The following is a 9,222-nucleotide window of genomic DNA, read 5'->3' as shown; positions in this document are numbered from 1 at the left end:
TTTCGATTTGCGGCGCGCCTGTCACTTGTTGTAACTCCAAACCCCTTCCTATAATCCCTGCGGCTTACCCAAGCCGCTGCGCGCACAACCCTGATCCATGGGTGTACGACCAATAATAATCCGCGTCCAAACGCGCAATGACCGTCAGGGATTACCGCCATGAGCACCCCCTATAACGAGGCCACCACCGCTGCCCCGACCAACTCGACGGCTCGCGTGGCGACCGCGAGCATCGTCGGCACCGCCATCGAGTTCTACGACTTCTATATCTACGCCACGGCTGCCGCGCTGGTGATCGGCCCGGTGTTCTTCCCGCAGACGTCCGGCACCGCGCAGATGCTGGCGTCGTTCCTGACCTTCGGCATCGCGTTTATCGCCCGCCCGCTGGGCTCGGCGCTGTTCGGCCATTTTGGCGACCGCATCGGTCGCAAGTCGACGCTGGTGGCCTCCCTGCTGCTGATGGGCGTGTGTACCACCCTGATCGGCTTGCTGCCCGGCTACGACAGCATTGGCGCCTGGGCACCGATCCTGTTGTGTGTCTTGCGCTTCGGCCAAGGCTTGGGCCTGGGCGGGGAATGGGGCGGCGCGGCCTTGCTGGCGACCGAGAACGCGCCCAAAGGCAAACGCGCCTGGTTCGGCATGTTCCCGCAACTGGGCCCGTCGATTGGCTTTTTGGCGGCCAATGGTTTGTTCCTGATTTTGGCCATGAGCCTGAACGATGAGCAGTTCCGCAGCTGGGGCTGGCGCATTCCGTTCATCCTCAGCGCGGCGCTGGTGATGGTGGGCCTGTACGCACGGCTCAAGCTGCACGAGACGCCCGTGTTCGCCAACGCCGTGGCCCATGAAAAACCGGTGAAGGTGCCATTGGTGGAGCTGTTCAGCCAACACTGGTTGCCGGTGCTGCTGGGCGCCGCGTCGATGGTGGTGTGCTATGCGCTGTTCTATATCACCACGGCGTTTTCCCTGAGTTACGGGGTGTCGACCCTCGGCTACAGCCGTGAAACCTTCCTCGGCCTGTTGTGCTTCGCGGTGCTGTTCATGGGCCTGGCGACGCCGTTGGCGGCGCTGGCCAGCGACCGCTACGGGCGCAAACCGGTGCTGATCGTCGGCGCGATCCTGGCGATACTGTCGGGTTTTACCATGGAGCCGCTGCTGACCCACGGTTCGACCTGGGCCGTGGCGTTGTTCCTGGCGCTGGAACTGTTCCTGATGGGCATAACCTTCGCGCCGATGGGTGCGCTGCTGCCGGAACTGTTCCCGACCCGCGTGCGTTATACCGGCGCTTCGGCGGCGTATAACCTGGGTGGGATCGTGGGCGCGTCGGCGGCACCGTTCTTCGCAACCAAGCTGGTGGCGATGGGCGGGCTGAGTTATGTGGGTGGGTATGTGTCGGCGGCAGCGTTGCTGAGCTTGATTGCGGTGCTGTGCCTGAAAGAGACGCGGGATAATGATTTGAACAAGGTCGCCTGAAGCCTGATCGCGATGATCGTTCCCACGCTCTGCGTGGGGAATGCTGCCCTGGACGCTCTGCGTCCGCTTTTAAAGTCGTGACGCGGAGCGTCACAGGATGCATTCCCACGCGGAGCGTGGGAACGATCGGCGTCAGGGGCGGTTTTAGAGTTCTACAACCACAGCCTGGGAAGCCCGGGTCGCCTTGGCCCGAGCAGCCTCAATCGACTCATCTCGCGCCAGCGCCACGCCCATGCGGCGCTGGCCATTGACCTCCGGCTTGCCAAACAGACGCAACGCCGTATCCGGCTCGCTCAACGCGGCGCCCAGGTTGGCGAATGCGGTCTGGGTCGACTGCCCTTCCACCAGGATCACCGCCGAAGCCGAAGGCCCGAACTGGCGGATCAACGGGATCGGCAGGCCGAGGATGGCGCGGGCGTGCAGGGCAAATTGCGACAGGTCCTGGGAAATCAGGGTCACAAGGCCCGTGTCATGGGGGCGCGGCGAAACTTCGCTGAACCACACCTGATCACCCTTGATAAACAGTTCCACGCCAAACAGACCCCGGCCGCCCAAGGCCTCGGTCACGGCTTTGGCGACGCGCTCGGACTCGGCCAGCGCAATCGGGCTCATGGCCTGGGGCTGCCAGGATTCCTGGTAGTCGCCCTTCTCCTGACGATGGCCGACCGGCGCGCAGAAGGTGGTGCCGCCGATATGGCGCACGGTCAGCAGGGTGATTTCGTAGTCGAAGTCGATAAAGCCTTCGATGATCACACGACCTTTACCGGCGCGGCCGCCTTCCTGGGCGTAGTCCCAGGCTTTCTGCACATCGTCCGCGCTGCGCAGCAGGCTCTGGCCCTTGCCCGACGAACTCATCACCGGCTTGACCACACACGGGAAACCCAGGTCCTGCACGGCCTTGCTGTAGTCTTCGAAGGTGTCGGCGAAGTGGTATGGGGAGGTCGGCAAGTCCAGCTCTTCGGCGGCCAGGCGACGGATGCCTTCACGGTTCATGGTCAGCGAGGTGGCGCGCGCGGTCGGGATCACGGTGAAGCCTTCGGCTTCCAGCTCGACCAGGGTAGCGGTGGCGATGGCTTCGATTTCCGGCACGATGAAGTGCGGCTTCTCCGCCTCGATGACGGCACGCAAGGCGGCGCCGTCGAGCATGTTGATCACGTGGCTGCGGTGCGCCACCTGCATGGCGGGCGCGTTGGCGTAGCGATCCACGGCAATCACTTCAACGCCCAGGCGTTGCAGCTCGATTACCACTTCCTTGCCCAGCTCACCGCAGCCACACAGCAAAACGCGGGTCGCGGTTGGCGACAATGGAGTTCCGATTCGGGTCATCTCAGGTCCTCAGGGGAGCGGATCATGGGGGAGAAAGGCCGGCATTTTACATGAACTGTAAAAATTGGCCTCAGTTAGCAACGGCGCGCCGGCGGATGCGCCAGGCCATGACCAGCCACACCACGGTTACCCCGGCGAATTTCGACACCAGCGCCGTGCCCGCCACCGCCGGTGTGAGCGCGCCGATCAGGCCGAAGAAAATAAAGGTATCCAGGGGAATGCTCAGCGCCGAACTGATCCACAGACGATCGTGCAACGGGCGCCGGGTGATGCTGAACACCAGCCAGTCGATGCATTCGGACACCGCGAACGCCGTGGCGCTGGCCAGGGCGATGGACGGGTCCGACGTGATATACGACAACACCAGCGCCGCCAGCATGGCGATGATCGCACCGTGGCCGAAGCGGGTTTGCACCATGTCGCGCAGAATGAAGACCAGGCCACCCCAGGCGGACCAGATCACGTCCAGGTGCGGGGCGGTGGAAAAGGCGAAGTTGATCAGCACGACGCTGCTGATGTAGGCGATCAGGAAGAGCATGGGGCGAAAACCTGTAGGAGCGAGCTTGCTCGCGAAAAACGTTAACGATGACGCGGGGAATCTGACTATACGCGGTGTTCTTGGGTTTTTCGCGAGCAAGCTCGCTCCTACAGGGGGGGCAGCAGTCAGGCGCCGGATTTACCAGAAACCATAAACACTAACCCACTCGCCACCGCCCGCTCATGGCACAACCCCAACACCAGCCGGCGTTCGGCATTGTCCATGCGGCTCCAACGCGTAATCTCGTCCACGGTACGCTGGCAACCAGTACAGATATCGTCATCATCCAGTGCGCAAATACTCACACAAGGCGAAGCGACAGGTCGTTCAACCGCACTCATTGTTCCTGCTCGACCAGATCACGCGCATACCGCTGCGCGTTATGCACATAGTGCGCGGCACTGGCTTCGAGCATGCGTTTCTGCGCCTCGGTCAGCTCACGCACCACCTTGCCGGGCGACCCCATCACCAGCGAGCCATCGGGAATTTCCTTGCCTTCGCCGATCAGCGAATTGGCGCCGATGATGCAGTGCTTGCCAATCTTCGCGCCATTGAGGATCACTGCGTTGATGCCGATCAGGCTGTAATCATCGACGGTGCAGCCGTGCAGCATGGCGTTGTGGCCGATGGTCACGCCGGTGCCGAGGGTCAGCGGGTAGCCCATGTCGGTGTGCATCACGCTGCCGTCCTGCACGTTGCTGTTCCTGCCGATCAGGATCAGTTCGTTGTCGCCACGCAATACCGCGTTGAACCAGACGTTGGCGCCCTCCTCCAGCTTGACCTTGCCCACCAGCGTGGCATTGGGTGCTACCCAACTGTTGGGATGCGTCTCGACGCGGGCATCGCCCAGGCGGTATTTCATGGTTGTTCCTCACGGCTCGCCATTCAAACGATGGCTCAGATATTGATGAAGCTCTTGGGTGGCTGATGCAGGCTGATCTTGGCGTCGTCGTAGAGCAGGTTGATCAGCTCGACGATCATGATTGCCGTCAGGCCCCAGATCTTGTATTCGCCGAATCTGTAGCTTGGCACATACCAACTGCGACCCTGATAGTCGATGCGGTGGGTGTGCTCGCGTGGGTCCTGGCGGAAAAAATCCAGGGGCACGCTGAAGACAGCGGCAATTTCGGCGTCGTTGGCCAGGTACTCGACGTAATCAGGGACCACGCCCACATAGGGCGTGACACGGATACCGTGCAGGGAGATCAACGGGCTCAATGGGCCAATGACCTCGACCAGACCCGGCGGCAGGCCGATTTCTTCTTCGGCTTCGCGCAGGGCGGTAAAGATCAGGTCCGGGTCTTCGGGGTCACGGCGCCCGCCGGGAAAGGCCACTTCGCCGCCATGGGTCGACAGGCCACTGGCGCGCAGGGTCAGGATCAGCTCGGGTTCGTCACTGCGGGTAATCGGCACCAGCACCGCGGCCTCGGGGAAACGCCCGTCGGTCTCCAGGGTGTGGGGGGTGTGGTTGCTTACCCGGCGAAGTAGCTCGTCCAGCATGAGTCATCTCGGTCTGTTGGCTACCTTGCATCATGCACCAAAGCGCGCAGGCGCCCAAGCCCAAAACCACCGGGGTGTCGCGAAACGACAACTTGCAGGAACGCCTGGCACCAAGCCAAGATGTGCCCACTCTCCAGGAACCCCAGCATGAATTTCTGCAGCCAGTGCGGCAAACCGGTCACCCAACGCATTCCCGAAGGCGACGCGCGCCTGCGCTATGTGTGCGATCACTGCTCGACCATTCATTACCAGAATCCCAATATCGTCGCCGGCACCGTTCCGGTATGGGGCGACAAAGTGCTGCTGTGCCGCCGCGCCATCGAGCCGCGCCTGGGTTACTGGACCCTGCCCGCAGGCTTCATGGAAAACGGCGAAACCGTGGAACAGGCCGCCATGCGCGAGACCCTGGAAGAAGCCTGCGCCCGCGTGCGCAACCTGAGCCTCTATACCTTGATCAACGTGCCGCACATCAATCAGGTGCATATTTTCTATCGCGCCGAGCTGGCCGACCTGGACTTTGCCGCAGGCATCGAAAGCCTGGAAGTGAAGCTGTTCGCCGAGGCCGACATCCCTTGGTCCGAGCTGGCTTTCCGCACGGTCGGGCGTACCTTAGAATGCTTCTTCGCTGACCGTGCGCAACAGCTGTTCCCGGTGCGCAGCGAGTCCGTGCCGCCCCAGTCCAAGCCAGCCCAATAACAAGCCGGCCACTCGTCGCCAAAGGGAAATCGTTTCAATGCGTTGGTTGCTTGCTCTGATCTGCCTGTCGTTCGCGGCCCTGTCCTCGGCCTCCACGGTGCAAACCCTCGGCGGCAAACCGGTCGAAAAGGTCCTGGTGCTCAAATCCGCCCACCAGTTGCAGCTGATCAACGACGGCAAGCCGCTCAAGACCTATCGCATATCCCTGGGTAAAAACCCGAAAGGTCACAAACTGATCGAGGGCGACCGTCGCACGCCTGAGGGCTTCTACTGGATCGACTGGCGCAAGACCAGCGAACGCTTCAACCTGGCCATGCACATCTCCTACCCCAATATCAGCGACGCCGCCCGCGCGCGCCGCGAAGGGGTGAAACCGGGCAGCATGATCATGATCCACGGCACGCCCGACACCGAAGACTACCCGGAACAGTGGTTCCACACCCTGGACTGGACCGACGGCTGCATCGGCATGCGCAATGTGGACATGCGCGAAGTCTGGAGCCTGGTCAAGGACGGCACCCTGATCGAGATTCGGCCCTGATCTGCGACCGCTCGTAAAATAATTCGAAAATATTTCCTGCCCCGGGCAGCGCCTGACGGTGAATACCAGTTCACCGCGCGCGCTGTGCGTTTGTGCGCGCAACAAAGACCTCTCTAATACCACTTGATACGATGCACCATTAGCACGCCCTGAAACCGGGGTTCGCACCGTTTTGGCAGCATTGACATGGTATTTAAGTGGTATTAATTTCCGGCCATTACCGGGCGACAACATTCCAATAACGCATCGGAAACCTGACAGATGAATCCCATCCTGGCCCTGCGCCCCGACGACAAGCAATCCACGCCGCTGTACCTGCAACTGGCCCGCAGCCTTGAAGCGGCGATCCATGCCGGCCAGTGGAAATCCGAGCAGGCCCTGCCCTCGGAGCGTGCGCTCAGCGAGCAGTTGGGCATCTCGCGGGTCACTGCCCGTAAAGCGCTGGAAGTGTTGCTTGCCCAGGGCCTGATTCGCCGCAGCCAGGGCTCCGGCACCTTTATCACGCCGCGCCTGGAACAACCGTTGTCGCGCCTGTCGGGGTTCAGTGAAATGTTGCGGCTCAAGGGCTTTGTGCCCACCTCCCAATGGCTGGAGCGCGACATCACCCCGCCAACCCACGAAGAGCTGATCCGCCTGTGCCTGTCGCCCACCGACAAAGTGGCGCGCCTCAAGCGTCTGCGCAAAGCCGATGACACGGTGATGGCGATTGAAATGACCACCCTGCCCGCCTCGGTGCTGCCCCAGCCGCAAGCCATCGGCAATTCGCTGTACGAATACCTGGAAGGCATCGGCAAGCCCATCGTGCGCGCCCTGCAGCATATCCAGGCGATCAACGCCTCGGACGAGTTCGCCAGGCTGGTGGGCATCGCCCCCGGCACCGCCATGCTGCTGATGACCCGCGTGGGCTACACCGCCGACAACACGCCGATTGAAATCACCGACACCTACTGCCGCAACGACTACTACGACTTTGTCGCAGAGCTGCGCCGTCATGACTACTCCGCCGAATTGCGAATTTAGAGAACTGCCCATGTCAGAAGACAATATCCTCACGCCCAGCGGCTGGATGCGCGGCCGCCTGGTGCACGAGCACGGCAAGGTGGTCGCCGTTGAAGGCACCCCGTGCGACCCGGCCGACAACGAGCTGCCCTACTTGCTGCCAGGCTTTATCGACCTGCATGTGCATGGCGGCGGCGGTGCGGACATCATGGAAGGGGCGCACGCCTTCCAGACCATCACCCGTACCCACGTGCGGTTCGGCACCACCTCGCTACTGGCCACCACCATGACGGCGCCGGTGGAAGAAATCACCAAAGTGCTCGGTGAGCTCGGCAAGTTCTGTGAACAACGTCCGACGGGCAGCGCCCGGGTCCTGGGCGTGCACCTGGAGGGCCCCTACATCAATCCAGGCAAACTCGGCGCCCAACCCAACTTCGCCCACACCGCCTTGATGGCCGAAGTCGAAGCCTACCTGCGCCTGGCGCCGATCCGGGTGATCACCATCGCCCCGGAAATCGCCGGCCACGACGCACTGATCCGCGCCCTCAGCGAACGCGGCGTGCGCATGCAGATCGGCCATACCCTGGGCAGCTATGAAGAAGGCGTCGCCGCCCTCGCCGCCGGCGCCACCAGCTTCACGCATTTGTACAACGCCATGAGCCCGCTGCATCACCGCGAGCCGGGCATCGTCGGCGCCGCGCTGGCCCACGCCCAATACGCCGAATTGATCCCGGATTTGCTTCACGTGCATCCCGGCGCGATGCGCGTGGCCTTGCGCTCGATCCCGTGCCTGTATTGCGTCACCGACTCCACCGCCGCCGCCGGCATGCCCGATGGCGAATACAAGCTGGGCAGCCACACCGTGACCAAATGCCTGGGCGGCGTACGCCTGGCCGACGGCACCCTGGCCGGCAGCACCCTGACCATGGACCAGGCGCTGCGCAACCTGGTGAAAATCGGCCTGCCCATCAGCGAAGCCTCACAACGCCTGTCGCAATTTCCTGCGGACTACCTGGGCCTGGAAGAACGCGGCCGCCTGCAACCCGGCAGCTTCGCCGACTGCGTGCGCCTGGACCGCTCCCTGACACTCACCGACGTAATGGTCGAAGGAGAAGCCATTGACTTCAAAAATGCTTGAAGAGGCCCTGGCCTCCTGCGACGCCGTCGCCGCACAACTGCAACGCCTGGAGCCGCTGCTGGCGGAAGTCGCCGGTCGCCTGCGTCGCCAGCCGCCGCAAGTGGCGATGACCATTGCCCGTGGCAGCTCGGACCATGCCGCCAGCTACTTCGCTTACCTGGCCATGCAGCACGTGGGCATTCCGGTGGCGTCGTTGCCGATGTCGGTGGTGACCCTGTTGCAGGCGCCAATGAAAGTCAGCGGCCAAGTGGCGTTCGGGTTCTCCCAGTCGGGGCAGAGCCCGGATTTGGTCAACAGCCTGCGCCTGTTGCGCAAACGCGGGGCCTTGAGCATTTCGCTGGTGAATGCCGAAGATTCGCCGCTGGAAGCCGCGTGTGAATTCCATGTGCCGCTGTGCGCCGGGCCGGAACTCAGCGTGGCCGCGACCAAGAGCTTTATCGCCACCCTCAGCGCCAGCGCGCAGTTGATCGGCCACTGGAATCAGGAAGCCGATCTGCTGCAAGCCTGCCAGGCGCTGCCCGAAGGCCTGCGCGACGCCGCCAGGCAGGATTGGCGCCTGGCCGTCGACGCCCTCAAAAGCAGCCAGCGCTTGATGGTAATTGGCCGTGGCGCCGGTTTCGCCATCGCCCAGGAAGCTGCGCTCAAACTCAAGGAGACCTCGGCGATCCAGGCCGAGGCCTTCAGCAGCGCCGAAGTGCGCCACGGGCCGATGGCCTTGATCGACGAACACTACCCGCTGCTGGTGTTCGCCCCACGCGGCGCTGAACAGGCCGGCCTGCTGAGCCTGGCCGCCGACATGCGTCAACGCGGTGCCCGCGTGCTGTTGGCCGCGCCCGACGATATCGCCGAACGCGACCTGACTCTGAGCCGTGCCGAACACCCGAGCCTGGACCCGATCCTGGCGATCCAGAGTTTCTATGTGATGGCCGCCAGCCTGGCTGAGGCACGGGGCATGGACCCGGACCAGCCGCGCCACCTGAGCAAAGTCACCCGCACCCACTGAAGCGGCGTTTT

General features: G+C 63.0%; 11 protein-coding genes. 6 read left to right on the top strand and 5 right to left on the bottom strand.

The annotated features are described in order from the left end of the window. The first annotated feature begins 159 nt into the window (after positions 1-159). Positions 160-1,470, top strand: coding sequence for an MFS transporter (locus tag J1G34_RS17240; RefSeq protein ID WP_065896365.1), 1,311 nt, complete (start codon positions 160-162; stop codon positions 1,468-1,470). A gap of 144 nt (positions 1,471-1,614) precedes the next feature. On the opposite strand, the gene purT is transcribed toward J1G34_RS17240, so the two are convergent. The 5 genes from purT to J1G34_RS17215 form a co-directional block, all read right to left on the bottom strand. After that, on the bottom strand, positions 1,615-2,796 hold the full coding sequence (gene purT / locus J1G34_RS17235; protein WP_054918313.1) for a formate-dependent phosphoribosylglycinamide formyltransferase: 1,182 nt from the start codon (positions 2,794-2,796) through the stop codon (positions 1,615-1,617). 70 nt (positions 2,797-2,866) lie between these two features. After that, a complete protein-coding gene (locus J1G34_RS17230) occupies positions 2,867-3,334 on the bottom strand; it encodes a VUT family protein (protein ID WP_065887519.1) in 468 nt (155 codons plus the stop codon). Positions 3,335-3,459: 125 nt separating this feature from the next. Continuing rightward, on the bottom strand, positions 3,460-3,675 hold the full coding sequence (locus J1G34_RS17225) for a DUF1289 domain-containing protein (RefSeq protein ID WP_083208130.1): 216 nt from the start codon (positions 3,673-3,675) through the stop codon (positions 3,460-3,462). Continuing rightward, the gene (locus tag J1G34_RS17220) at positions 3,672-4,196 is read right to left on the bottom strand and encodes a gamma carbonic anhydrase family protein (RefSeq protein WP_065891539.1); all 525 of its coding nucleotides are present in this window, start codon (positions 4,194-4,196) and stop codon (positions 3,672-3,674) included. Before J1G34_RS17220 ends, J1G34_RS17225 begins: the two co-directional genes overlap by 4 nt. A 35-nt stretch (positions 4,197-4,231) precedes the next feature. Then, on the bottom strand, positions 4,232-4,834 hold the full coding sequence (locus J1G34_RS17215; protein ID WP_065887517.1) for a CoA pyrophosphatase: 603 nt from the start codon (positions 4,832-4,834) through the stop codon (positions 4,232-4,234). A gap of 147 nt (positions 4,835-4,981) precedes the next feature. Between J1G34_RS17215 and J1G34_RS17210 the strand changes: the two genes are divergently transcribed. The 5 genes from J1G34_RS17210 to J1G34_RS17190 all read left to right on the top strand — a co-directional run bounded on the left by J1G34_RS17210 (position 4,982) and on the right by J1G34_RS17190 (position 9,211). After that, on the top strand, positions 4,982-5,530 hold the full coding sequence (locus J1G34_RS17210; protein ID WP_065891537.1) for an NUDIX hydrolase: 549 nt from the start codon (positions 4,982-4,984) through the stop codon (positions 5,528-5,530). A 37-nt stretch (positions 5,531-5,567) separates the two neighbouring features. After that, complete coding sequence (locus J1G34_RS17205; protein WP_065887515.1) at positions 5,568-6,071, top strand: L,D-transpeptidase family protein; 504 nt, start codon at positions 5,568-5,570, stop codon at positions 6,069-6,071. 261 nt (positions 6,072-6,332) lie between these two features. Then, positions 6,333-7,091, top strand: coding sequence for a GntR family transcriptional regulator (locus tag J1G34_RS17200; RefSeq protein ID WP_065891536.1), 759 nt, complete (start codon positions 6,333-6,335; stop codon positions 7,089-7,091). Between the two features lie 10 nt (positions 7,092-7,101). Further along, complete coding sequence (gene nagA, locus J1G34_RS17195) at positions 7,102-8,208, top strand: N-acetylglucosamine-6-phosphate deacetylase (protein ID WP_122461269.1); 1,107 nt, start codon at positions 7,102-7,104, stop codon at positions 8,206-8,208. Further along, on the top strand, positions 8,201-9,211 hold the full coding sequence (locus J1G34_RS17190; RefSeq protein WP_459077115.1) for an SIS domain-containing protein: 1,011 nt from the start codon (positions 8,201-8,203) through the stop codon (positions 9,209-9,211). Before nagA ends, J1G34_RS17190 begins: the two co-directional genes overlap by 8 nt. Positions 9,212-9,222: the final 11 nt, after the last annotated feature.

The organism is Pseudomonas sp. Wu6, from assembly GCF_019891515.1.
Classification (GTDB): Bacteria; Pseudomonadota; Gammaproteobacteria; order Pseudomonadales; family Pseudomonadaceae; genus Aquipseudomonas; species Aquipseudomonas orientalis_A.
This window is presented reverse-complemented; position numbering and strand designations above follow the sequence as displayed.